Annotated in this window: 26 protein-coding genes; 3 read left to right on the top strand and 23 right to left on the bottom strand. The window is 40.1% G+C overall.

Annotated features, from left to right (window positions below):
- Positions 1–118 precede the first annotated feature (118 nt).
- The 18 genes from O3670_RS04880 to mecA form a co-directional block, all read right to left on the bottom strand.
- Entirely contained in the window at positions 119–991 is an 873-nt protein-coding gene (locus tag O3670_RS04880; protein ID WP_151404616.1) for a helix-turn-helix domain-containing protein, read from the bottom strand.
- Positions 992–1,182: 191 nt separating this feature from the next.
- Positions 1,183–2,532 (bottom strand): glucose-6-phosphate isomerase, encoded by a 1,350-nt coding sequence (locus O3670_RS04875; protein WP_002883580.1) that lies wholly within the window; start codon positions 2,530–2,532, stop codon positions 1,183–1,185.
- Between the two features lie 103 nt (positions 2,533–2,635).
- Positions 2,636–3,451, bottom strand: coding sequence for an endonuclease/exonuclease/phosphatase family protein (locus tag O3670_RS04870; protein ID WP_038675207.1), 816 nt, complete (start codon positions 3,449–3,451; stop codon positions 2,636–2,638).
- Positions 3,452–3,548: 97 nt separating this feature from the next.
- Positions 3,549–5,735: a PTS transporter subunit IIBC gene (locus O3670_RS04865; protein ID WP_002883689.1), complete on the bottom strand. Its 2,187-nt coding sequence runs from the start codon at positions 5,733–5,735 to the stop codon at positions 3,549–3,551.
- Between the two features lie 154 nt (positions 5,736–5,889).
- Positions 5,890–6,828: an AEC family transporter gene (locus O3670_RS04860; protein ID WP_038675204.1), complete on the bottom strand. Its 939-nt coding sequence runs from the start codon at positions 6,826–6,828 to the stop codon at positions 5,890–5,892.
- Between the two features lie 163 nt (positions 6,829–6,991).
- Positions 6,992–7,804: a metal ABC transporter permease gene (locus tag O3670_RS04855; protein WP_038675203.1), complete on the bottom strand. Its 813-nt coding sequence runs from the start codon at positions 7,802–7,804 to the stop codon at positions 6,992–6,994.
- Entirely contained in the window at positions 7,797–8,504 is a 708-nt protein-coding gene (locus O3670_RS04850) for a metal ABC transporter ATP-binding protein (RefSeq protein ID WP_371595851.1), read from the bottom strand. The genes O3670_RS04855 and O3670_RS04850 overlap by 8 nt, the downstream gene beginning before the upstream one ends.
- Position 8,505: 1 nt before the next feature.
- On the bottom strand, positions 8,506–8,949 hold the full coding sequence (locus O3670_RS04845) for a zinc-dependent MarR family transcriptional regulator (RefSeq protein WP_038675197.1): 444 nt from the start codon (positions 8,947–8,949) through the stop codon (positions 8,506–8,508).
- 163 nt (positions 8,950–9,112) lie between these two features.
- The gene (dusB, locus tag O3670_RS04840) at positions 9,113–10,090 is read right to left on the bottom strand and encodes a tRNA dihydrouridine synthase DusB (RefSeq protein ID WP_002883588.1); all 978 of its coding nucleotides are present in this window, start codon (positions 10,088–10,090) and stop codon (positions 9,113–9,115) included.
- The gene (hslO, locus tag O3670_RS04835; protein ID WP_037611134.1) at positions 10,083–10,949 is read right to left on the bottom strand and encodes an Hsp33 family molecular chaperone HslO; all 867 of its coding nucleotides are present in this window, start codon (positions 10,947–10,949) and stop codon (positions 10,083–10,085) included. Before hslO ends, dusB begins: the two co-directional genes overlap by 8 nt.
- A gap of 79 nt (positions 10,950–11,028) precedes the next feature.
- Positions 11,029–11,388 (bottom strand): hypothetical protein, encoded by a 360-nt coding sequence (locus tag O3670_RS04830; protein WP_002883594.1) that lies wholly within the window; start codon positions 11,386–11,388, stop codon positions 11,029–11,031.
- 174 nt (positions 11,389–11,562) lie between these two features.
- Positions 11,563–12,981 carry a Fe-S cluster assembly protein SufB gene (sufB, locus tag O3670_RS04825; RefSeq protein ID WP_002883666.1) on the bottom strand — a complete coding sequence of 473 codons (1,419 nt, stop codon included), beginning with the start codon at positions 12,979–12,981 and terminating at the stop codon, positions 11,563–11,565.
- A 75-nt stretch (positions 12,982–13,056) separates the two neighbouring features.
- On the bottom strand, positions 13,057–13,488 hold the full coding sequence (gene sufU, locus O3670_RS04820) for a Fe-S cluster assembly sulfur transfer protein SufU (protein WP_037611135.1): 432 nt from the start codon (positions 13,486–13,488) through the stop codon (positions 13,057–13,059).
- Positions 13,475–14,707 carry a cysteine desulfurase gene (locus tag O3670_RS04815; protein WP_037611136.1) on the bottom strand — a complete coding sequence of 411 codons (1,233 nt, stop codon included), beginning with the start codon at positions 14,705–14,707 and terminating at the stop codon, positions 13,475–13,477. The genes sufU and O3670_RS04815 overlap by 14 nt, the downstream gene beginning before the upstream one ends.
- 53 nt (positions 14,708–14,760) lie before the next feature.
- A complete protein-coding gene (gene sufD / locus O3670_RS04810) occupies positions 14,761–16,023 on the bottom strand; it encodes a Fe-S cluster assembly protein SufD (RefSeq protein ID WP_038675195.1) in 1,263 nt (420 codons plus the stop codon).
- Positions 16,024–16,059: 36 nt separating this feature from the next.
- Positions 16,060–16,830, bottom strand: coding sequence for a Fe-S cluster assembly ATPase SufC (sufC, locus tag O3670_RS04805; protein ID WP_038675193.1), 771 nt, complete (start codon positions 16,828–16,830; stop codon positions 16,060–16,062).
- 162 nt (positions 16,831–16,992) lie between these two features.
- Positions 16,993–18,150 (bottom strand): glycosyltransferase family 4 protein, encoded by a 1,158-nt coding sequence (locus tag O3670_RS04800; RefSeq protein WP_371595850.1) that lies wholly within the window; start codon positions 18,148–18,150, stop codon positions 16,993–16,995.
- Between the two features lie 3 nt (positions 18,151–18,153).
- Positions 18,154–18,903: an adaptor protein MecA gene (mecA, locus tag O3670_RS04795; protein WP_014633817.1), complete on the bottom strand. Its 750-nt coding sequence runs from the start codon at positions 18,901–18,903 to the stop codon at positions 18,154–18,156.
- A gap of 206 nt (positions 18,904–19,109) precedes the next feature.
- Here mecA and O3670_RS04790 point away from each other — a divergent pair, with 206 nt between their 5' ends.
- Positions 19,110–19,481 (top strand): DUF3021 family protein, encoded by a 372-nt coding sequence (locus O3670_RS04790; RefSeq protein ID WP_002886434.1) that lies wholly within the window; start codon positions 19,110–19,112, stop codon positions 19,479–19,481.
- Between the two features lie 59 nt (positions 19,482–19,540).
- On the opposite strand, the gene O3670_RS04785 is transcribed toward O3670_RS04790, so the two are convergent.
- Entirely contained in the window at positions 19,541–20,395 is an 855-nt protein-coding gene (locus O3670_RS04785; protein ID WP_002883622.1) for an undecaprenyl-diphosphate phosphatase, read from the bottom strand.
- Between the two features lie 205 nt (positions 20,396–20,600).
- Here O3670_RS04785 and O3670_RS04780 point away from each other — a divergent pair, with 205 nt between their 5' ends.
- Positions 20,601–22,148 carry an ABC transporter substrate-binding protein/permease gene (locus tag O3670_RS04780; RefSeq protein WP_371595849.1) on the top strand — a complete coding sequence of 516 codons (1,548 nt, stop codon included), beginning with the start codon at positions 20,601–20,603 and terminating at the stop codon, positions 22,146–22,148.
- Positions 22,148–22,888 carry an amino acid ABC transporter ATP-binding protein gene (locus O3670_RS04775; protein ID WP_002886432.1) on the top strand — a complete coding sequence of 247 codons (741 nt, stop codon included), beginning with the start codon at positions 22,148–22,150 and terminating at the stop codon, positions 22,886–22,888. Before O3670_RS04780 ends, O3670_RS04775 begins: the two co-directional genes overlap by 1 nt.
- 74 nt (positions 22,889–22,962) lie before the next feature.
- On the opposite strand, the gene O3670_RS04770 is transcribed toward O3670_RS04775, so the two are convergent.
- The 4 genes from O3670_RS04770 to O3670_RS04755 form a co-directional block, all read right to left on the bottom strand.
- The gene (locus O3670_RS04770) at positions 22,963–23,733 is read right to left on the bottom strand and encodes a membrane protein (RefSeq protein WP_038675188.1); all 771 of its coding nucleotides are present in this window, start codon (positions 23,731–23,733) and stop codon (positions 22,963–22,965) included.
- Between the two features lie 4 nt (positions 23,734–23,737).
- On the bottom strand, positions 23,738–24,610 hold the full coding sequence (locus O3670_RS04765) for an ABC transporter ATP-binding protein (RefSeq protein ID WP_038675187.1): 873 nt from the start codon (positions 24,608–24,610) through the stop codon (positions 23,738–23,740).
- Positions 24,603–25,022, bottom strand: a complete 420-nt coding sequence (locus O3670_RS04760; RefSeq protein WP_052124395.1) for an Msa family membrane protein — start codon at positions 25,020–25,022, stop codon at positions 24,603–24,605. Before O3670_RS04760 ends, O3670_RS04765 begins: the two co-directional genes overlap by 8 nt.
- A 124-nt stretch (positions 25,023–25,146) precedes the next feature.
- Positions 25,147–25,887, bottom strand: coding sequence for an amino acid transporter (locus O3670_RS04755; protein ID WP_060775842.1), 741 nt, complete (start codon positions 25,885–25,887; stop codon positions 25,147–25,149).
- Positions 25,888–26,099 lie beyond the last annotated feature (212 nt).

Raw genomic sequence — 26,099 nt, 5'->3', positions numbered from 1 at the left:
ATCAGTTGGATAAATTGAAGACATTGGAATACCATATATCCATTGAAAATTAAAAACCATAGTGATGTCGTACTATGGTCTTAGTTTATTCTATTTTTTAACTCACTCTAAAAAATTGTCATATAGTGGAATTGAGTAGTTCTTGATACTCTAATTCCTTAGCAAGCAATAACTTTTCCGCACCTAAAGTCCTAAGAGTTTCTAAACACCCCTCAATTAGATTTCTCCCTTCAGCAACTTCACCCGACTTTATCAAGTAAGACCCCATTACAAATATCAACTCATGTCTTTCATATAAGAGGACCTCAGGAATTCCACTATCATTGACTAAATCTAAATAGTATTTCGCTAAATCTAATTCATCACGTCGTAAAAATTCAGAAGCTGCATTAATAAGAAGACTAATTCGGATTCTTTGATTTGAGTCGCTATTTCCAAAAAGTCTAGTTCTATACACAATCTCCTTGGTCAAAACATTAAGTGTCTGGGTGGAAATAAACGACATACTATTTCCTAATATGATTAACTCTCTTTTTCCCCATTGTTCAATGCTAAAAAGATAGTCTGTTAATTCCCTTACCTTCTTTGCATCAACCTCTTTATTTGAAACACTTGCCAAAAAAGATTCTAGCATAATACTGTTATAGAGAAATGATTTGTCTTGTGTGAGCTCAAATTTATGACGCTCTTCTCGAGCGTACTTCTGTAACGATAAACTATCGTTTTGATAATAAGCCTTACTAGCACTTTCTAATAACTTTTCAGTATGAGTTGGATTATCTTGAGATAAAATACCATAGAATTCTTCAATACTGACATCCAATTTATCTAACAAAAGAAAAAATCTAGATAATGAGATATCAGATTCCCCACGTTCAAATTTTGATAGGAAAGATACTGATAAATAATCACTAGCAAGTTCTTTCAATGTCAAATTCTTTGATAAACGAATTTTTTTCAACAAAGCACCCATTTCCACAGGTCCAATCATGATTCATCCTCCTATACTTGAACTAATTATAGCAACAATCATTTCTAAATTAAAGAGCCACAAAACCCAACTAGCCAGTCCAAAATATTTAAACTAAAAATTCGTAAATTATCCTACAAGAAATCATTAATGGAGGGTTTAGCCTACAAATGGATAAAAAAAGACCAGCCAAAGCTGATCTTATCTGAGAATTACAAGCGAGCGTTAAGTTCTGCTCCAAGTTCTTCAAATCCTGGTTTACCAAGAAGGGCGAACATGTTTTTCTTATATGCTTCTACACCTGGTTGGTCGAATGGGTTGATAGCATTCAAATAACCTGAAAGGGCGATAGCAATTTCAAAGAAGTAGATGATGTAACCCAATGTAAAGGCATCTTGTTCAGGAAGAGTGATGAACATGTTTGGTACATCACCATCTGTGTGTGCAAGAAGAACACCGTCTGTTGCTTTTTTGTTAACAAAGTCAACATCTTTACCTTGGAGGTAACCAAGTCCATCAAGGTCTTCTTCCAATTCAGGGATAATCACGTTCTTACGTGGTTTTTCCACACGAACAACTGTCTCAAAGAGGTTACGTGTACCTTCTTGGATAAATTGTCCAAGAGAGTGCAAGTCTGTTGAGAAGTTTGCTGATGTTGGGTAGATACCTCTTTGGTCTTTACCTTCAGATTCACCAGCCAATTGTTTCCACCATTCTGAGAAGTATTGAAGTGATGGTTCGTAATTAGCCAAGATTTCAGTTGTGTAACCTTTACGGTAAAGGATGTTACGAAGTGCAGCGTATTGGTAAGCTTCGTTTTCAGAGATTTTAGATGAAGAATACTCTTTACGTGCAGCGTTAGCACCTTCCATAAGGGCTTTGATATCAGCACCTGAAGCTGCGATTGGCAAGAGACCTACAGCTGTCAATACTGAGAAACGTCCACCGATGTCATCTGGAACAACGAAAGTTTCCCAACCATTAGCATCTGCTTCAACTTTAACGGCACCTTTTTGGCGGTCAGTTGTTGCGTAGATACGTTTGTTTGCTTCTTCTTGACCGTATTTCTTAACAAGGAGTTCCTTGAAAACACGGAAAGCGATAGCTGGTTCAGTTGTTGTACCTGATTTAGAGATAACGTTAACTGAGAAGTCTTTATCCTCAACATACTCAAGCAAGTCTGCAAGATAAGTTGATGAAATTGAGTTACCAGCGTAAACGATTTGTGGAGCTTTGCGTTCTTCTTTTGTTTGAAGGTTAGCAAAGTGATGATTCAAGAAGTCAATGGCTGCTTTGGCACCAAGGTAAGAACCACCGATACCGATAACAACCAAAACATCGCTTTCTTCTTTGATTTTTTCAGCAGCTTTCAAGATACGATCAAATTCTTCACGATCGTAGTTTTCTGGAAGGTCACGCCATCCAAGGAAGTCTGCCCCTGGGCCAGTTCCTTTGCGAATCATTTCGTCTGCTACTGTTACTTGTGCTTGAAGGTTGTCCACTTCGTGTGGTGCTACAAATTTATCCAAAACTTTTGAATAATCAAATGTAATATGAGCCATTAGTCTCTCCTTATAAAAATTCAATTATAGCTTCTAGTTTACTCTTTTATTTGTCTTTTGACAATGTTTTTTACCCTTATTAGGTCATAATAGGATACAGTTTCTACTTAAATGTTAATTCTGCTTCAAGACCGTAGTGGTCACTTACCAAAGGTTGATTATGGCCGTCAAAAATCACACTAAGGCGCTCTACTGTCCAATCTTGGCTAACAAAGACATAATCGATACGTAAAGGCTCTTCATTGCCCTTCCAACCATCGATACCTGGTCCAACTGTATAGCTACCAGTTGTTTCTTTAGCTACTTCAAAACTATCTTGAAGATTGAGCGAGCTAGCCAAGATGGCTTGATGCCCTTCGCGACCTGCTGGGTTATTAAAGTCACCTGCTAGGATGAGCGGTTTCCCAATAGCTTTGAAACGTTCCTCAATACGTGCCCACTCTTCTTGGAAACCTTTGTCCCACCATGAAAGGTGAACACTAGCAACAGCAACTTCTCGGCCATCTACAGTAGTTTCAGCAACTGCTACACGGCGTGTATGGTAGTCAGTTGGATCATCAACATCTGAAACCAAGATTTCGCTAGCTGTCAATGGTTGACGTGACAAGACGGCAACCCCCTCATTAAGGTGATCATAACCAATGTGATTATAGGCCCAAGTCCAATGGTATTGAAGACCTTCTTCAGCCAACTTTTCCACAAGAAGACGGACAAAGTGATCTTGGTGGATTGGTGTTGCTGATGGAAGTGCATGATAGTAAGCATCCATGTCTACAACAGAAGTCTCTATTTCTTGGTTAACTTCCTGGAAGCAAATAATATCATACTGAGCCTTTAGGATCTGTTCCTTTAAGGTTTGGAATTTTCCTTCTGCATCTTCTTCCATCCAACTGTGAGTATTTAAAGTTAGAAATTTCATAAGTTTATCCCTCTTCTGACTTGCATCTAGAAATGACATAGGGTCATTTACAAACAAAACAGCCCAAGGGCTGTCTGCTTGTTTATCGTTTAGCAAATTAAAGTTCTACTTCTGCAACTGGAGCGTTAGCAGCCAATTTACCTGTATGTTCTACTTTAACTGATTTGATTGCATCTGCATTTGTAAAGACAACAACTGTAGATGTTTCACGACCTGCTTCACGGATAGCATCAAGGTTTGCTTCAACCAAGAGATCACCTGCAGCAACTGTTTGACCTTCAGTAACTTTAACGTCGAATGGTTTACCTTCAAGGCTAACAGTGTCAAGTCCGATGTGAACCAAAACTTCAAGACCATTGTCAGTTACCAAACCAAGAGCGTGTTTAGTTGGGAAGATGCTTGTCACTTTACCAGCTACTGGTGAAACGATTTTACCGTTTTCTGGTTCTACAGCGAAGCCGTCACCCATCATTTTTTGTGAGAATACTGGGTCTTTAACATCTTCGATGTTGATAACTTGACCATCAGCAACTGAATGCACTTCATCAGTCACACCTTTGAAGGTAGCTTCTGCTTTTTGAACAGCAGTCATTTGACTTGGAAGTGTTTCAGGAATAACTTCACCTGAATCAAGAACGTCTTGGATATCAGATTTCAATACGTCTGCTTTAGGACCATAGATAGCTTGAACCCCTTGTCCTTTCATGACAAGACCCATAGCTCCTTCAGCTTTCCATTGTTCTTCAGTTCCGACTTTTTCAGCGTCTTTAACAGTAACACGGAGACGAGTCATACATGCGTCAACATCGACGATGTTAGCACGTCCACCAAGAAGGTTGATAATGTTGATAACTTGTGAGCTTGCTGAGCTTGTTCCAGCACTTGCTGAGCCAGCAGATTCTGATGAAGCATCATCAGCTTGCTCATAGTTACCGTTACGTCCTGGTGTAGCGTAGTCAAATTTCTTAATCATGAAGTTTGCGATGAAGAACATGATAACACCAAAGAGTACAGTTACCCAAATGAAGTTAACGATATCCATCGCCAAACCAGCGTTAATAGCAAGTGGTGTACGTGTCAAGAACTCGATAGAACCGAATGAGTGAACACGAAGGTTAACGATATCAGCCATGGCAAAGGCACATCCTTGTACCAAAGCATAAACAATGTAAAGTGGAGTAGCCACGAACATGAACATGTACTCGATTGGCTCTGTTACCCCTGTCAAGAATGTTGCAAGTGCAGTTGCAGTCAACATCCCTTTGTATTGATGTTTTTTATCATCATCGACGTTACGGTAGATGGCTACTACGATACCCATCAAGATACCGAATGAACCAATCATTTGTCCAACTTTAAAGCGGGCTGGTGTAACAGATTCAAGAACGTGTTTGTATTGTTCTGGGTGTGCACCTTTAAGGTTTGCAAGGTCAGTAACCCAAGCAAGCCAGAGTGGGTCTTGACCCAATACTTCAGTCCCTTTAGCAGCACCTGTCAAAACTTCATAAGTACCACCCAATTGAGTGTAGTTAATTGGGATAGTCAACATGTGGTGGAGACCAAATGGCAAGAGAAGACGTTCCAAAGTACCGAACAAGAACGGTGCCAAGATTGGAGCAGTTTCTTTTGAGTTGGCAATCCACATACCGAAGCCGTTGATTCCTGATTGGATAACTGGCCATACGATAGCAAGAACGATAGCTGCGATAGCTGATCGAAGAATAACTACGAATGGTACGAAACGTTTACCATTGAAGAATGATAAAGCTTCTGGCAATTTACGGAAGTTATAGTATTTGTTGAAGGCAGTAGCTCCGATGAAACCAGAGATGATACCTACGAACACACCCATGTTGAGGGCTGGAGCTTCCAAAACACTGATGAAGTAATCAGATACCTTGATTGATTGACCAAAAACGGTGTGGACTGTAGCAGCCTTATCAGCAAGAATATCTGAAGTAACACCAAAGATTGAACCAGTCAAACGGTTAATCAAGATAAAGGCAAGACCTGCCGCAAAGGCACCGCCTGCACGTTCCTTAGCCCAGCTACCACCAATGGCAAGGGCGAACAAGATGTGAAGGTTACCAATAACCCCCCAACCAATCTGCTCAAGAAATCCACCAGTAATAACGAGTGGTGCCACGTTTGGATTAATCATGGCAACTGTTTTACCGAGAGAAATCATGAGACCTGCTGCTGGCATAACTGCGATAACAACCATGAGGGCTTTACCGAATTTTTGCCAGAACTCAAAGCCAAATTTTTCTTTTAGCTTATTCATTTCATTTCCTCCTATGTTTCGATGCAAACGCTTGCATAACTTATGTAATTATTATAGCATCTTTTTACGATTTGTAAAGCGTTTTCGTAAACTTTTTTTGAATTTTTTTACAAATTTAAAAACCCCCAGAAAAACAGGGGTTACTTGATTATTTTTAAGCCATCAAAACCATCAAAATTGGGATAACAACCATAGTTGCAAGGGTAGTCTCAGTAACCATAACAGCTGCGTAATCACTATCAGCTCCATAGAGTTTAGCAACTACTGGAGCATTGGTCATGACAGGCATGGCAGACTGGATGATAAAAACTTGTTTCATCAAAGTTGGGAGAGGTGCCCAGTAAACAATGGCAGCCATCAAGAGAGGGGCAACTACAAAGCGTCCCAACAAAATCAATACCTGGTCCTTTTTAAGAACCAACTGCTTCACACCTGCATTTGACACTGACAAACCGATGAAAATCATAGATAAAGGAGTCGTCAAACTACCCAAATACTTCAAGTCACTGGCTAAAAAAGTTGGTAATTTAATATGAAGGATAACAATAATAAGACCTAACATGAAACCCATTAGAGGGGGAGAGAAGATCTTTTTCAGACTTGTTTTTAAATCAAATTCTGCCTCTCCTTCCCCATCTCGCTGAATAAGGTAAGTTCCCAAGGTCCAGAAAAAGGTCGTATTGCACATATAATAGATAAGAACATAGGGAATACTAGCATCGCCAAAGAGGGCTTGATTGATAGGGAGCCCCACAAAAATAGTATTCGAATTAAAAAACATGGAAATAAAGAGGCCACGACGCTCCTTTTTCACTGCAAAAATGCTAGCCACCGCTGTCGCAATGCCAAGCAAAATCACCATAGACAGTGCAGGAAAACGCAATTCTGGCAACATTTTAAGTAGGTCTGTCGCTGTGAAACGCTGTGTGATCGTATAGAGCATGTAACAAGGCAGGGCAATTTGAGTGACTAGCTTCGCTATAAGACCACGTGACTTGTCGTCAAACCAGCCTTTTTCGCCCATAACGAATCCCACTAAAATCATACCTAAGATGACTAGGATTCCCGATATACTCGTTAAAAAGATTTCCATGTTTTCTCCTTTTTTGTTACTGTTACAAATAATAGTAGACACCAGAAAAAACTAATCATTTTTTCTGCCTAGAAATCTACCATTCTTATTTTAACTTCTCTCAAAAACCACTTTAGTATATCACAAAAAGAGCTTGATTTCTCAAGCCCTTTTCTTCTATTATTTACTCTGCTTTTAAGAGAGGTTCAAAGATGGATACCAGACCAAAGAAGGCGATGAAGATGAGGGTAATAGTTGCACTAGCTGGTGTTTCCCAATAATAGGAAATAAAAATACCAGAGAGCATGCCAACCAAACCAATACCAATAGCCCAGAAAATGACAGATTTAAAGGTTTGACCTATTTTCATACCAATAGCTGCTGGAAGAATCATGATGGTGGAAACCAAAAGTGATCCTGCTGCTGGAATCATCAGGGCAATCGCTATCCCTGTCACAATATTGAAGAGGAGAGACATGAGACGAACTGGCAAGCCATCTACATGAGCAGTGTCCTCATCAAAGGTCAAAAGATACATAGGACGAATAAAGAGTAGAGTCAAGACCAGTATAATAGCCGCAATAACAAAGAGGGCACGCACTTGCTCTGGGCTAATCGTGATGATAGAACCGAAAAGATAGCTATCTAGACTCATGCTACTGCTACCTGCCTTGTTACTAAGAATAAGAGCCACTGCCAATCCCATTGACATGAGGATAGCCGTTGAAATCTCCATATAATGCTTGTAACTAACCCTGAGATATTCTAAAACCAAAGCAGCAATAACCACAACCACAAGGGTCATCCAAGTGGTTGATAGTCCCAAGAAAATCCCAACAGCCACCCCAGCTAGGGACACGTGACTCAAGGTATCGCTCATCAGACTCTGACGACGAAGAATTAAGAAAAGCCCCAAAATTGGCGAAAAGATACTGATAGCAATCACGGCGAGAATAGCACGTTGCATAAAATCATAGGCTAATAATTCACTAATCATGTTTGTGCTCCTCTCCATCCTTTTCATGGACATTGAAACAACGCCAAGGCAATTTCTGGTTACGAACTAGATGAATATTACGGTCTGTGTACTCCTTGACTTCCTCTGGATCGTGGGTAATCATCAAGACAGACTTGCCATGCTTGTGAGCCGAGTGGTGCATGAGTTCATAGAAAATATTGGCTGTTCCTGCATCCATACCCGTCGTTGGCTCATCCAAGACAAAGATATCTGGATCCGAGGCAAAAATACGAGCAATAACGGCACGTTGCTTTTGCCCACCTGAGAGATGACCAATTTGCTTGTGACGATTTTCCCACATTCCTACAGACTCAAGGGCACGTTGAACATGCTCCAAGTCGTGCTTAGTCAAACGACGGAACCAGCCCTGGCGAGGATAACGGCCAGACTTAACAAACTCGTAGACCGTGCTTGGAAAACCTGCATTAAAGCTGGCAATCTGCTGTGGAAGATAGGCCATGCGAAGCTTTTTACCATCTTTATTGGTTTCAGAGATGGTTACAGTTCCCTTCTTAGGCTTGAGAATTCCTAGGGTAGCCTTAATAAGCGTTGACTTGGCAGCTCCATTTTCCCCAGTTAGGGTCACAAACTCCCCAGAATCCAAATGATAGTGAATATTGTCCAGAACAGGCTCCGAATCATACTGGAAGCTCAGTCCTTCAACTGTAATATAGCGCATCTTAATCCTCGATTTTTTCTGCTAATTTTGTCAAGAAACGTCCAATCACCTGACGCTCTTGATTATCGAACTGATCCAATACAGACCGATAGACCCCCAAGGTCTCTTGGTGGTGTTCCTCATGCTCTTGGGCTATGGGTTGAGCTTCTTGTGTCAAGACAAAGTAGGTCACGCGCCCATCATCCTTATCTTTCTTAGCCTCCAACATGCCCTCTTTGACCAAGGTTTTAACTGCCTTGGTAACAGCAGCCTGGCTAACATTGAGGGTCTTAGCCAACTCAGAATTGGTCTTTCGTCCCTCAGACAAAAGCATGAGAATATGCTCCTGAGTATTGGTCAACTTAACCTGACTACGGCACTGACCAATGAGGAGCTCATGCTGATTTTCAGCCTTAAGCAAAATCTGATTAATCAATTGATTTACTTGTTCTTCTAGTTCTAGCATTGCTTTCTCCATTTACTTAACCAGTTAATTATATCGAAAACACAGAGGTTTTGCAAGGGTGGAGCAAGAAAAAGATTAGCGACGGGCTATCATCACTATCAAGGAAGAATAAAGGTAAAATAAAAACCTAACCAAGCTGGTTAAGTTTTCATCAGATATAGATTTATCGCAAAGTTGCAAAGATTTCTTCGACCTGAGCCACAGACTCGGCACGTGAGACTTCGCCACGAACCTTGGCTGCTCCCGCTGTTCCACGAAGATAGTGTGGTGCAAGACCACGGAATTCACGAACAGCAATCTTTTCACCTTTAAGATCTACCAAACGTTTGAGGTGGTCTTCAGCGATGTCCAATTTCTTATCAAATGGAAGCTCTGGCAACTCCTCTCCTGTTTCGAAGAAGTGGTTGATTTGCGTGAAAATGTAAGGATTGTTCATGGCTGCACGACCCACCATAACAGCATCTACACCAAGTTCTTCAATCATAAGTTTCGCATCTTGAACACTGCGAACATCACCATTTCCGATAAATGGAATCTTAGTGATAGCCTTAGCAACACGGGCCAAAGTCTCATGATCACAGTGACCTGTGTACATTTGCTCACGAGTACGGCCGTGCATAGCAAGGGCAGAAACACCTGCAGACTCAGCTGCAAGGGCATTTTCTACAGCCAAGTCACTGTCTGACCAACCTGTACGCATCTTAACAGTCAAAGGAATATCAAGTACTGATGTTACTTCCTTGACGATGTGGTAAATCTTGTCTGGATCCTTGAGCCACTTGGCACCCGCTTCATTTTTAACGACCTTATTGACTGGACAACCCATGTTGATATCAACAATATCAGCCTTGGTATTGGTCTGGATAAAGTCGGCTGCACGCTTCAAGCCCTCAGCATCACCACCGAAAAGCTGGATAGACATTGGATGCTCATTCTCATCAATATGAAGCATATGAAGGGTTTTCTCATTATTGTAGAGGAGACCTTTTTCAGAAATCATCTCCATAACTACGAGACCAGCACCGAATTCCTTGGCAATGGTACGGAAAGCCGAGTTGGTAACACCTGCCATCGGAGCTAATACTGTACGATGAGGAATTTCCACGTTTCCAATCATGAAGGACGAATTAAGTTTAGTCATTGATGAGTTCCTCCAAGTCAGCTTCTGAAAATTCATACTTAGTTTGACAGAATTGGCAGACGATTTCAGCCCCATGATCCTCGTCTTTCATGGCTTGAAGTTCATCCTTACCAAGCGTCAAGAGGGCATTTTCAAAACGTTCACGTGAGCAATCACACTCAAAGCTAAGCTCCTCTTCAGACAAACGTTTGAAAGGTTCATCCCCATAAATGGCATTCAAGAGAGCTTCGATATGGTCATCAGACTCCAAAAGCGTTGAAATGGCTGGCATCTCTTGGATGCGTTTTTCGTAACGAGCGATTTCTTCTTCGCTAGCTCCTGGTAAAACCTGAAGCATGAAACCACCAGCAACCTTAACCTTGTCCTCTTCGTCAAGAAGTACATTAAGACCAACAGCAGATGGCGTTTGCTCAGATTCTGTCAAATAGTAGGCAAAGTCTTCACCGATTTCACCAGAAATAAGTGGTGTTGATGACGTGTAAGGATTACCAGTTCCATAATCGATGATTGAGACAAACTGCCCTTGCCCCATAAAAGGCCCCACCAAAACTTCACCAGTCGCTGTTTTCTTGATGTCCACACCTGGATTTTGGATATAGCCCTTAACATGTCCTTTGGTATCAGCTACAGAGATGACATGACCAAAAGAGCTGTTTCCGATAACCTTAACCGTAATTTTGCTTTCACCTTTTTGGTTAGCAGCCAAGATTTGGTTGGCAATAAGGGTACGCCCCAAAGCAACTGTCGATGATGATAGAGTATTGTGTTTTTCTTGTGCGGTTCTAACAGTTTCTGTGCTATCAAGAACGTAAGCACGGAAAGAACCTGATTCTGAAATTGTTTTAATTAATTTATCCATAGTGATTCTATTATAACACAAAAAAGAGGGTGGAAAAATCGTAAACGCTCGGCGTTTCGCTTCCACACCCTCTACCAAATTACCATGAAAATTCGGACAGTTTTTCCCTCAAACTTGCTATTTTTCTATCATCAAAATGGTGTTTTTGCCTTATTACAGGTGGCAAATTCTCCAAATACTCAATATAGACGCTGACAAGGAGATTATAGTCATTAGTTGTCAAACGTTTGAGTTGACTATGAATGAAGGTAGTTGCCTGATCATACTGTTCATGGATTAACAAGTCGTCAATGTAGTCATTGCCATCAATCGTGTGACCTTGCTCGTCCTCCACCTGACCTAAATCAATATCCAGAGTCTCAAATTTAAAAGCCTTACTGACCACATTAGCTGTCCCTCGAATTTGATTGAGTAGCCAGTCACTGTTATACACTCCCATATTAGTCCCCTCCATTACTTGCTATTCAAATCTATTATATCTTTTTAAATACCGATTGTAAACGCTTTCTACACTTTGCAATTACTCTGTTACTAACAGTTATCTAGAGCTCATTGCTCGATTTTTCTAGCAAAACAAAAAGGACCATCTGGTCCCTTTAAATTATCAGAGTTTTTACCCAACTGATCCTTCCATTTCATAACTAATCAAGCGGTTAAGCTCAACAGCATATTCCATTGGAAGTTCTTTGGTAAATGGTTCCACAAATCCCATAACAATCATCTCTGTTGCTTCTTGTTCTGAAAGTCCACGACTCATGAGGTAGTAGAGTTGCTCTTCAGAAATCTTAGAAACTTTAGCTTCGTGTTCAAGGGCAACTTGTGAGTTATGGATTTCGTTAAATGGGATAGTGTCTGATTTAGACAAGTCATCCATCAAGATGGTATCACATTCGATGTGAGATACCGATTTCTTAGAATCCTTGTTGAAAGTGACTTGTCCACGGTAGTCAACCTTACCACCGTTACGAGCGATTGATTTAGAAACAATAGATGATGATGTATGCGGTGCATTGTGAATCATCTTAGCCCCTGTATCTTGGTGTTGACCTGCATTGGCGAAGGCAATTGAAAGCATGGTACCACGCGCACCTTCTCCATCAAGGTAAACAGATGGGTACTTCATAGTGACTTCGGCCCCAAGGTTACCATCAATCCACTCAACAGTCGCATTTTTCTTAGCGGTAGCACGTTTAGTTACCAAGTTGTAGACGCTATCTGACCAGTTTTGGATAGTTGAGTAGCGCATGTAGGCACCATCAAGTGCAAAGATTTCAACAATGGCTGCATGAAGGCTAGCCGTTGTGTATGTTGGCGCTGTACATCCTTCAACATAGTGAACGCTGGCACCTTCATCAACGATGATAAGGGTACGTTCAAACTGGGCAGTCGCTTCGTTATTGATACGGAAGTAGGTTTGAAGCGGAATATCCACCTTGACGCCTTTAGGTACATAAATAAAGGTACCACCTGACCAGAAGGCAGAATTAAGGGCCGCAAATTTATTGTCTGTTGGCGGAACCAGTTTTGAGAAGTACTTCTTGAAGAGCTCTGGATGCTCTTTAAGAGCTGAGTCCGTATCTGTAAAGATAATACCCAACTTGTCATACTCTTCTTTCATGTTGTGGTAAACCACTTCTGATTCATACTGAGCTGAGGCTCCAGCAAGATAGGCACGCTCTGCTTCTGGGATACCAATACGTTCAAAAGTTTCCTTGATTTTCTCAGGAACGTCTTCCCAGTCACGAGCAGGTTTGTCTGATGCTTTTTGGAAATATGTCAAGTCATCAAAGTTAATACCAGAAAGGTCTGGTCCCCACTCTTGCATGGCCATTTTGTTAAAGGTTTCCAATGATTTCAAGCGGAATTCAAGCATCCACTCAGGCTCCCCTTTTTCAGCAGACATGGCACGGACCACATCCTCGCTGATTCCTTTTCCTGTTGAAAAGACTGGTGTCACATCGTCATGGAAACCGTATTTATATTCCCCCAAATCAATGGGTTTTGGTTCTACTTTTTCATTTGTTTCAGTCATAGTATTTTCCTTTATTAAAGGTTTGATTCGTTTTCCTTTTTGCTTGGTCAAGGAGACTAACTGCTCCTTGACTTCCTAAAGCTCGCTTCTCTCTATGGCTTTTTTGAGGGCATTCCAAGAGAGTGTTGCACATTTGATACGTTGTGGAAATTTAGAAACCCCCGCCAAGAGCTTGGCTTCGCCTAGCTTATCTTCATCTTTATGATCTCCTTGAATCATAAGAGAGAAAATCTCCGCTAGCTCCAAAGCCTCGGCCTTGTTTTTTCCAATAACTGCATCCGTCATCATACTTGATGAAGCTGTAGAAATGGTACACCCATCACCAGCAAAGGCAATGTCTTCAATCACGTCACCATCAAATTTGACTGACAGATTGATAACATCTCCACAAGTCGGATTATTCAGTTGAAGTTGCTCCACATCAGGTAGGACACCATGATGGTGAGGGCTCTTAGAGTGATCGGCCACAACAGCCATATATAAACTATCTAGTCTAGAGAGTGCCATTGAAAAACTCCTTCGTCGCAAGAATTGCCTCTACAAGCTTGTCGCAATCCTCTTTGGTATTGTAAATATAGAAACTTGCTCGGGCAGCTGATGAGATTCCTAAATGATTAATTAAAGGCTGAGCACAGTGGTGACCCGCACGCACTGCCACTCCTTCATAATCAAGAGCTGTCGCCACATCATGAGGGTGAAGCCCATCAATATTAAAGGCAATAACACCTGCATGCTGACTAGGATCCTCTGGACCATAGACTGTCAGACCATCAATCGCCTGAAGCTTAGGCAAAACATAGTCTACCAATTCTTGCTCGTAAGCATGAATATTTTCCATGCCTAAAGCAGAGAGGTAGTCCACAGCAGTACCAAGAGCAATAGCCCCCGCAATGTTAGGTGTACCAGCCTCAAATTTCCAAGGCAATTCCTTCCAAGTGGCTTCCTGTTCGTAAACGAAATCAATCATCTCACCACCGAATTCAATAGGATTCATCTGGTTAAGAATCTCTTCCTTGCCATAAAGAACCCCAATCCCTGTTGGGCCTAACATCTTATGTCCAGAAAGGGTGAAGAAATCACAATCCAAATCCTGAACATCAATGGCCATGTGGGGCGCCGATTGGGCACCATCCACCACCATATAGGCACCAACTTGGTGAGCAAGCTTGGCAATCTCTTTGACAGGATTGATGCAGCCTAAAACGTTAGAGACCTGAGCTAGACTGACAAATTTTGTCTTTTCAGTAATCTTGTTAGCCAAATCTTCCATATCCAATTGGCCATCTTTCAAGTAGGCGTAAACAAGTTTAGCCCCTGTCTTCTTACAAGCTTCCTGCCAAGGAATGATATTTGAGTGGTGTTCCATAATTGAAATAACCACCTCATCTCCTGGCTCAAGAACCTGCTCTGCAAAACGACCAACCCAGTTAAGACCAGTTGTCGTTCCACGTGTAAAGAGGACCTCTTTGGTTGATTTAGCATTGATAAACTGACGAAGCTTTTCACGACTAGCTTCGTAAGCAGCTGTTGCACGCTCAGCCAAAGTATGCACACCACGGTGAACATTGGCATTGTCCTCATGATAGTAGGCCATGAGAGTGTCCAAAACTACTTGAGGCTTCTGAGTCGTTGCTGCATTATCCAAGTATACCAAAGGTTCATCATTAACTACCTGATCTAAAATGGCAAAATCTTGTCGAATCTTATAGGCATCTAAAGCTGACATCTTATCTCCCTATCTAGATATATCATAGGTTAGACTATCTGCGTCGATAGTTCCTAACGTTTGTTTAGTTTTGTATCAGTTACAGAAATCATTTCATCGCGCACTTCTTTAACTGGGATTTCAGTAATAACTGCTCCTAAGAAACCGCGAATAACCAAACGTTCTGCAGTGTCTTGATCAAGTCCACGACTCATGAGGTAATACATATCCTCTGGATCTACCTGACCGATTGAAGCAGCATGCCCTGCTGTAACTTCATTTTCGTCAATCAAGAGAATTGGGTTAGCGTCTGAACGTGCCTTGTCAGAAAGCATAAGCACACGGCTTTCTTGTTGTGCATCAGCACCCTTAGCACCTTTAACAATGTGACCAATACCATTGAAAGTCAAAGTACCACGTTCCAAGATAACACCATGTTGTAGGATATGACCCACAGAGTTGTTACCATAGTTCGTCACACGAGTATCAATCCCTTGAACCTGACGACCTGATGAAAGACCAATAACTTTAAGGTTGGCATGACTTCCATTGCCAATCAAGTCACTATCAAAGTCAGCAATAACATTGCCCTCGTTCATGATCCCGAGAGCCCAGTCAATGCTGGCATCACGACCGATACGACCTCGACGACTAATATAAGTTGTGACGTTTTCACCCAAACGGTCAATAGCCGCAAACTTGACTTGTGCACCGTCTTGAGCAATGACTTCAACTGAAATATTGGCACTAGCTTTTTCAGTCGCTTCACCTAGCGTTTCAAAGCGCTCAAGGTAAGTCAATTTACTGTTTTTACCAGCCACGATCAAAACGTGTTTGTTAAATGGAACATTTGAAGTTCCATCTTGGTAAAAATAGCTTTCAACTGGCAAGTCAACTTCAACATTATCTGGTACATAAAGGACTGCTGCACTATTGAAATAGGCATAGTTATAAGCTGCCAATTTGTCCTCATCATAGGCTACAGCCTTACCAAAGAAGGCTTCAACGACTTCTGGGATTTCCTCAAGAGCAGTTGTAAGGTCTGTGAAGACCACACCTTGACTAATCAAGTCAGCTGGCAATTGTTCAAGTACAGTATTTGTTCCTACTTGGACCAATTTAGGGTTGTTTCCAAGCGCTGTAAAATCAGGCACATTTGCTGATGGTTCATTTTCAGTAATCGTTCCATCACCGAGATTCCAACGGTGGAATTTAACACGCTCGATTTTTGGAAGAGCCAAACTTTCAAGCTTATCAAAGGATGCTTGACGAAGGTCTTGCAACCAAAGTGGCTCTGCTTTTGCTTGTGAAAAAGCGATAATAGATTCTTTTGACATAGGTTACTCCTTTTCTAGTTATTTCGAGTAACAGACTTACGCTTCTTCGTGGTACTCGTAACCGAGCTCTTCAGCGATTTTCGCATAACCTTCTTGCTCAAGACGAGCAGCCAATTCAGGACCGCCTGAAAGAACCACTTTACCTTCCATCATTACATGTACGACATCTGGAGTGATGTAGTTCAAGAGACGTTGGTAGTGAGTGATAATCATAGCACCGAAGCCTTTGCCACGCATAGCGTTAACCCCTTTTGAAACCACTTTAAGGGCATCGATATCAAGACCTGAGTCAATCTCATCGAGAAGAGCAAACTTAGGTTCCAACATGAGCAATTGAAGAATTTCGTTACGTTTTTTCTCACCACCTGAGAAACCTTCATTAAGGTAACGCTCAGCCATTTCTTCACGCATACCAAGCAATTCCATCTTTTCATCCAATTTGGTGATGAAATCAAGAACAGAAATCTTTTCGTCATCTTCTTTACCAGCGTTCATAGCCGCACGGATGAACTCAGCATTTGTGATTCCTGGGATTTCAGCTGGGTATTGCATAGCAAGGAAAAGACCTAGGCGTGCACGTTCGTCAACTTCCAAATCAAGGATGCTTTCGCCATCAAAAAGGATGTCCCCTTCTGTGATTTCATAGTTTGGGTTACCCATGATAGCAGCTGAAAGGGTAGATTTACCAGTTCCGTTAGGCCCCATGATAGCAGCAATCTCACCAGTTTTAAGAGTCAAATTAAGACCCTTCAAGATTTCTTTATCTTCAACAGAAACATGAAGATTTTTGATTTCAAGTACAGACATTGTATACTCCTTTTTTCATATATACAGCGAGCACTTGCTCGCTAATTTGCATTATTTTTTTGAAAATAGTCTTGCTATTTTCTGGAAAATAAAAAGAGAACTTCCATTTTCCTTAATTAGAATCATTATAACAAAAAAGCCATTACTTGGCTTTTCAAATGTTTAATTTTTTCGCCCTTGCTTCCATTTTAACATGGTTACTTGGCGATAATCACTATTCCCGATAAATTTCAGGAAGTTGAAGAGAGGTGTTCGACCAACGCCCCAAATCTCAAGCCCTTCAATCAGAATTTCCATTCCCAAAAGTAAACTCAAGAGCAAGAGAATACCACCGAAACGGCTGGAAACGTTTAACAGGAGGGCAATCAATGAAAAGAGGATAGCGATGGCATAAACCACCAGAACCGCCCCTCGATGAGTGAAGCCCATGGCTAGAAGGCGATGATGCAAGTGCATCTTGTCAGCCTCCATGGCTGGACGCCCTGACAATTTCCGGCGGACAATGGCTACCACTGTGTCAACAATAGGCACTCCAAGGATAATAACAGGTGACAAAATAGCCACTGCAGTTGCATTTTTCAATCCTTGCAATGACAAGACACCAATCATAAAGCCAATAAAAAGCGCCCCCGTATCACCTAGATAGATAATCGCTGGATGATAATTGTAAGGGAAGAAGCCCATAATGGCAGCGACCAAGACAAAGATGGTCATGGTCAAGAAAATATCAGTATCATAGAGGAAGAAATAAGAAATCACCCCCATAGTCATAAGGGAAATGATAGAAACTCCTCCAACCAAGCCGTCCAATCCATCAATCAGATTAATGGCATTGGTGATGGCCGCAATCCATAACACCGTTAAAATCAAGGTCAATACTGGCCCAAAATGAATCATGGGACCACCAAATGGAATCTTAAAGCTATCAAATCGGAAGTCTGTAAAAGCCCAAACGATAACAGCTCCAATAACAATACCAAGCATCTTAGGTAGAGGCTTTAATTCCAAGATATCATCAATGAAGCCCGTCAGAGCTACGACAGATCCACCCACAACAACCGGTAAGATATACCTGATGTAGGAAACATGCCAGATATCCTTATGGATAATCATAGGCATAAAGACCAAGGTCGCTAGTACAAAGGCCGACAAAATAGCTAGACCACCAGCACTAGGCATTGGCTTTTTATTGATACGTCTTGCATTGGGATTGTCAACAGCTCCGACACGTAAGGCCAAAGAGCGTACCAAAGGGGTCATCACGATGGCTATCAAAAAGGTCCCAATCAAAACGAATATATAGTTAATGGTCCAAGGCATGTCTTAGCTCCATTTCGTTGCTTGTAGTACCGGTAAGGCGTCCTCTTCCATCAAGATTGTTGCATGCTCTTGTAGGTAGGCACGTGTTCGGTCTGCCACATTCGCATATTCAAGAAAACGCGCATACATATTGTTCGCGTAATAATCAGGCTCATCAGCCAAGTAAAGAAGAATCGTCATGTAGTAGACATCCCCCAGCTTATAAAGCTCAGAACCTTCAACAGGTATATCCTTCAAACCTTGCGTAAAAGTCACCACTTGATCAAAGTCAGAGAAGGCCAAGACATAGTGGGTATAGTCTTCACGAATATTTTCTTCAGCCACTTCCTTGGTAGGCTCTGTCATAGCCTTATCAACCTCTTCCAAGGTCTTTTCAAGCTCTTCGAGCTTATGGTGTGCTTCGATGTCACCCTTGTCCATAAAGTTACCCTCAAGAGCCTTGAGGAACTCTTCTGGAGAAAGCCCTGAGTAGTCATCCATATCTGACAAATCGTTGAAATCAAGGTCTTCCTTAAGATCTGATTTAGTCACAAAGACATCCACACGATCCTTGCGTGGCGTGACACGGAAGCTCAGCATCCCACTATTTTTAAAGTTATCAGGCAAGTCCAACTCATCCATGACAGTATAGAAAAATTCCTCTGTTTTTTCCTGGGGAATCAAGAAATCCTTCAATTCCATACCATGTTCTTCAAGATCTTCCATGGTAATCATGATTTTTAGAGTTGTCTCGCTTATTTGTTTCATTTCCATATGTAAAAAACCTCGCACGAGTAGTTATTTCATTATACTAGAAAAGCCAAGAGATAGCAATTTCTGAGCAAGTTTGAGTCTTATTTTGGAAAGGATTTCTAAAAACTTCTTAATACTAACAAAACCTTGTATTTCCCCATTTATACCTGTCATCTATCCTAGATTGGAGTATAATAAAAGTGAAGATATACATGGAGGTGATGACCATGACTGCCTATAAAAAAGGGTGGCTACGAGCTAGCATTGCTGGAGGAATAACGAGTTTATTGACGCTCTTTCTCTACTTATCGGGGCAACCTTATCAAGTAAACAAATCTACCTTTCTTACAGGGCTAATCGTCGCCATCATACTAGCAACTGCACCCATTTACGACGATAACCGTTTATCGCTCAAACAGCAATCTCTTCTCCACTTCTCAATCATGTGTGTTACCATCCTTCCAATTCTCTGTTTGTCCGGATGGTATCCCTTGCATAATATCGTGGACTTCTTGAAAATCCTAGCTAGCTTCTTGACTTGTGGACTGGTCCTATGGTTGCTAGCTTACCTTATCTTTGGAAAACTTATCCACAAATAATCTCTAAACCAGATAAAAAGGACTTCAATTGAAGTCCTTTTCAGTTTACTTAAAAGTAATTATCCGAAAATAAGTTTGACAGCTCCATAAAGAAGCACAATAATACCAAGCACGATACGGTATTTTCCGAAAACAGTGAAGTCATGTTTCTTAATGTAATTCATCAAGAAGCGAATCACGAACAAGCTGACAACAAAGGCTGTCACACTAGCTACCAAGAGAATAGCCACTTGTCCACCTGTCAAGGTATTCCCGTCAATGAAATACTTAACCGCCTTAAGTCCACTATAACCAAACATGGTTGGAATACCAAGGAAGAAGGTAAAGTCAGCAGCTACGCTACGACTAGTACCAACGATGATACCCCCAAGAATAGTAGCACCTGAACGGCTTGTCCCTGGAATGATACTCAAGACTTGGAAAAGACCAATATAGAAAGCTGTCTTGTAAGACATACGTGCCAAATCCGTTACCTTAGGCTCTACACGTCGATTGCGGTCCTCAATCCAAATAAAGGCAATCCCGTAGACTACCAACATGATAGCTACTACAAAGAAATTACTGAGATGGGCCTCCATCCAGTCATCTAAAAGAAGACCAAAAAAGGCTGAAGGAATACAGGCAATGACCACCTTGAGCCAAAGTTGCCAAGTCAATTGCACTTCACGTGCTGTCTTACCAGGTTGGAAGGGATTCAAACGTTTAAAGTAAATGACCATAACCGCAAGAATAGCACCAAGTTGGATAACGATATTAAACATATCAATGAAATCCTTACTTTGTCTCAAGTTCAAGAATTCATTCACCAAAATCAAATGACCTGTAGATGAAATCGGTAGCCACTCAGTGATACCTTCGACAATCCCAAGAAAGACTGCTTTTAGTAATTCAATAATAAATTGTGCCGTTTGCATAATTATCTCCGTTTTAAAATGCTAGCCTCATCACACCAAAAATGATCAAGGCTCCAAATCGTCCTTCCCATTATATCAAATTACAACTTGTATTTGAAGACAATCTTGATATAGAGATTGTTTTTCTAATCCCAACTTATTGTCATTAATCCTAATTTCCTGTAGAATAGTAAGGTATGACATTTTTATAGGAGACATTGTTTCAATGAAAAAAATTATTATAGCCTGCTTTGCAGCGCTCCTCCTCGTTTTTGGCGGAGTATCAAGCGCTCAAGCAGACGAGTATCTCCGTGTGGGTATGGAGGCTGCCTATGCACCTTTCAACTGGACGCAGGACGATAACTCAAACGGAGCCGTTCCAATCGAAGGTACCAAACAGTATGCCAACGGTTATGACGTGCAAATCGCTAAAAAAATCGCTGAAGCTCAAGGCAAGAAACCCTTGGTAGTCAAAACAGCTTGGACAGGTTTGATTCCTGCCCTCACTTCCGGCAAAATCGATATGATCATCGCAGGTATGAGCCCAACAGCTGAACGTCGTCAAGAAATCGACTTTTCAGACAGCTATTACCGAAGCGAACCTGTCATGGTTGTCAGCTCAGACGGTGATTATGCCAACGCTAAGAGTCTCAAAGACTTCAAGGATGCTAAAATCACAGCTCAACAAGGGGTTTATCTCTATAATTTGATTGATCAAATCCCAGGTGTCAGCAAACAAACCGCTATGGGTGATTTCGGGGCTATGCGCCAAGCCCTCGCATCTGGTATCATCGATGGTTATGTTTCAGAGCGTCCTGAAGCAAAAACTGCCGAAGAAGCTAGCTCAAAATATAAGATGATTACGCTTAAAGATGGTGGTTTCCAGGTTTCAGACGATGACGTGTCCTTGGCCGTCGGTCTTCGTAAAGGAGACAGCCAGCAAATGGAACAAGTCAATAAGGTCCTTGCTGGAATCAGCCAAGAGGAACGTGTCAAACTGATGGATCACATCATTGCCATCCAACCTGCAGATAAGACTGATGAGGCTAAAAAAGGAAACTTCTTTAGTCAGATGAGCGCTATCATCGCTAAGAACTGGCCACAATTCTTACGTGGTACAGGAATGACCCTTCTTATCTCAATTATTGGTACAGTTGTGGGTACTTTCATCGGTCTTATGATTGGTGTTTACCGCACAGCTCCTAAAGCTGCTAATAAATTTGTAGCCTTGCTCCAAAAACTCTTCGGTTGGGTTCTTAATGTCTATATCGAAGTTTTCCGTGGTACGCCAATGATTGTACAATCTATGGTTATCTACTACGGTACTGCCCAGGCCTTTGGTATCAACATTGACCGTACCCTAGCAGCTGTCTTCATCGTTTCTATCAACACCGGAGCCTACATGAGTGAAATCGTTCGTGGTGGTATCTTCGCTGTTGATAAAGGACAATTCGAAGCTGCAACTGCTCTTGGATTTACCCATGGTCAAACCATGCGTAAGATTGTTCTTCCACAGGTTATCCGTAACATCTTGCCAGCTACTGGTAATGAGTTCGTTATCAATATCAAGGATACCTCTGTTTTGAACGTTATCTCTGTTGTGGAACTTTACTTCGCAGGTAACACTGTTGCAAGCCAAACTTATCAATACTTCCAAACATTCTTTGTTATCGCAGCAATCTACTTTGTCCTCACCTTCACAGTGACACGCATCTTGCGTTATGTAGAACGCCGTTTGGATCAAGATACTTACACACAAGGAGGGGTTCACTAATGACTGAGACGATTTTAGAAATTAAAAACCTCAAAAAATCATACGGAAAAAACGAAGTCCTCAAAGATATCTCCCTCAGCGTCAAGAAAGGTGAAGTTATCTCAATTATTGGTTCTTCAGGTTCAGGGAAATCAACCTTCCTTCGCTCTATTAACCTACTCGAGTCACCTTCAGGTGGTGAAATCCTCTATCATGGAGACAATGTCCTTGAAAAAGGTTACGACCTCACTACCTATCGCGAAAGACTCGGTATGGTTTTCCAATCTTTCAACCTCTTTGAAAACCTTAATGTTTTGGAAAATGCTATCGTAGCTCAAACAACCGTTCTCAAACGTGACCGCAAAGAAGCTGAGAGTATCGCCAAAGCTAACTTGGAGAAAGTTGGTATGGGGGAACAATACTGGAAAGCTAAACCAAAACAACTCTCAGGGGGACAAAAACAACGTGTGGCCATTGCCCGTGCCCTCTCTGTTGATCCTGAAGCCATCCTATTTGACGAGCCAACTTCAGCCCTTGACCCAGAAATGGTAGGGGAAGTACTCAAGACTATGCAGGAGCTATCTGAAACTGGTTTGACCATGATTATCGTTACCCATGAAATGGAGTTCGCACGTGATGTTTCAGACCGTGTCATCTTCATGGATAAAGGGGTAATCGCTGAACAAGGTAGCCCAGAACAAATCTTTGAAAATCCTAAAGAAGAACGTACTAAGGAATTCCTCAAACGTTTCTTGGGTTAAAAACAAAAAAGTTAAGGTTTCGACCTTAACTTTTTTATTTACTCACTTAACTCCTCAAAATTTTCTATAATAACTTAGTACTCCAGGCTATTAAATTTTTTTAGGCCAAACAGACTTAGAATAATACTATAAAACATCGTTAACATAGTAGGACCAACTAAGCCAATCCAAGCGTTATTCACTGTTGTCGTAAACTGACTATAGCCATTCGGAAAAAGTGTTGCGATAGGACCACCTACAATTGAGGTAATCATCATAACTACAGATAATCCAATTCCTGTAATCATTGTTGTACCTATACCAAATCTAAGAGAAATAAAAGCTGACACAGAAATAGAGAGGACTCCTTTTAAAAATATTATAAAAATACTTTGTAACCCCAAAAAAGTATAGTAAGTATTTTCAGATAAAAAGCGAGTTGTCCCAAAATCCATATGTACTACTCTAGTATAGTGAACAACTAATGAAGATAACAAGAAAACTCCAAAATATACGAGTAAGATTAATAACAAACTAAAGTATTTTGACAAGAAAATATTTTTTCTGTTAATATCCTTATACATGAACATTGTATGATCATCTGTTTCTCTTCTAAAAACTGAGATGGTTAGGAAATAAAGAGCTAAGGTTGGTAAAATCATAGTATCCATAGAATTTAAAATCATATCAGCAAAATCAAGATAACCAACTTTTGAATTCCCAGAGTTTGTAATTTGCATGAAATTAGAATCACCAAAAAGTGAGGCTACCCAGTAAACTAGAGGATACAAACTAAATAATAGGAATATTTTTGTCTCTTTTCTTTTCCAAACTGATTCAAATACTGCGGAAAAAATTTGCTTCATAACCTCATCCTTTCATAAATACTTCCTTAAGGTGATTCTCTTTCACTTCGATTGATTCTATCAGAGATTCACTAGCTAATACTCCAAAAATATCATTAAGCGCTTCCTTATCAACAGATATTGGAATATCTAGCAAACCATCGCTTAAAGTAATTCCTTGTGAAATATGATCTTTAAGATTACACATATGATACTTAGAATTTAGGTGAACCACTAAACTTGGCTGAGCCTTACCAATAAAGGACTCCGCAAGTTTCCCACCTTCAATATAGATATATCTATTACACAAAGCTTCCAATTCTCCAAGTTGATGGCTAGAAATCAACATAGAAATTTGACGTTCACTGGACCATTTTTTTAAAATATCAATTAACTTTTGAACACCTACTGGATCCAGCCCTACAAATGGTTCATCCAAAATTAGAAAGTCTGGTTCAGCTACTAGAGCAATAGCCAAGGCTGTACGCTGCTTCATCCCAAATGAGAATCCTTTGGGTTTACGATTTCGAGATTCCCACAACTCAACTAATTTCAAAGTCCTCTCGATATTAGGATATAACTCTTTTTTTCCATGAAGCTTCAAATAAAACTTTAGATTATCTATAACTGACATTTCTGGATAGAATACTGGTTCAATCATAATTCCAAAGTCTTCCAAAACATTATCATTACTATTTATATCCGTACCATTATAACTAATCTTACCTGAAGTTGGTTTTTGTGATTTTGCCATCATTTTCATTAATGTTGACTTACCAGCGCCGTTTTTTCCAATAAGGCCTACAATTTCTCCCTTCTCAATTTCGAGAGATACATCTGATAGCGAATAAAAATCATTACCGGGAAATTTTTTTGAAAGATTTTCTATTTTAAGCATATTTAGCTCCTTTATTCACTGAAATTTTTTTATTAATAAAGTGCGTTGTCAGTGACACTCCATAAAACAGCAATGTCACAAATACTAGTTGAGCTACTGATAACAAATTCATTCCAACTTTTACACTCATATCACTATTTGAAAACGTATTAATATTAACAAAATTTGTCCAAGTACCTGATTTAACAGTAACGTAAGCAAATACCATATACCCTAATAAAGACATTGTGGGTAATAAGAAAGTCAGAAACGTTTTACATTTAAGTTGCTTTAGCTTATATCCAATAAAATTAATAATCAATGGTAACACATATAAAGAAAATAAAAGGATTGGAACAGACATATGAGGCAATAAAAAGATAGTTGCCAAAGTCGTAAGTAAATAAATTAGGGTAATTAATAAGATTAACATTATTCAAAATCTCCTGTTAAATCTAAGAAAATAGTTGATGTACCTGCACTATATATCGAGGTAGCTATAGCAAGTAATCTATATGGAAAAACTAGCGATTGAATATTATTCTTCATTTCTCCTCCTAGAATTCCACATTTTTAAATTTATGCATACCTCTTACGTAAAAAATAACGAAGTAGATAATGGAAATAACAACTGCAGCCATATATGATAAAACCCAATTACTTTGAATAAAGTGGATATATCCATTTGGAAAGAGGTACTGAATACCGATTAACATCGGAGAAACAGATGCCGCTAGTGAAAAGAAAACCCCAGCCAATACTGACTTGATAGTTTTAGAGGTGATAGATACCATCACAACTAAAGTAATTGTAATTAGATTTAAATTAATAGTTGAAATTAAGGTAAATAAACTCTTAATTGTAGCTGAAGATTGATTTGCGATAAAGTTTGATGAAACTTCTCCTTTGGGCAACATAAATCCATAATAAGATACAATACTCGTAAAAATAGTTAACCCCAAAAAAATACTGTATACTGCAACTAAACTCAATAATTTGGCATTAAAAATTTTCTTTCTATTAATATCTTTATAAAGAAACATAATACCTGAGTCTATTTCATCCTTAAAAACTGAAGATACAACCAAAGAAAATAAAAGTATAGGCAATACAAAGCGATATTGCGTACTCACTGCTGACTCTAAAAAAGAAAGAAAATTACCTGTATATTCTGAACTCATTCCTTCCATGAACCCTGATAACAATGGAACTAAAACAGGGAGAAAGGCAAATGTAAGAAAAATATTAACATCCTTTCTCTTAAAAACTGATTTGAAAACTGATTTAAATAACGACATATATAATCTCGCTTTCTATTTCATTAGTAGTTAAAAAACAATATTTGATATCAAATCTATTTAGATTGTGAATAACGTTTTGCATATAATCCAATAAATTAAATATAGTAGATTCCTTTCATAAATGATTTAAGCTAAGTATTTTTCTGAACTTGCTCTTACAAAAATTAGTATATATTAAACTTAATAGTTCGCATCTTAAATATAATAAA

Origin of the sequence: Streptococcus sp. 27098_8_74 (assembly GCF_041431705.1) — a bacterium.
Classification (GTDB): domain Bacteria; phylum Bacillota; class Bacilli; order Lactobacillales; family Streptococcaceae; genus Streptococcus; species Streptococcus salivarius_E.
Note: the sequence above shows the minus strand (reverse complement) of the source record. Positions and strands in the feature narration are given on the sequence as shown.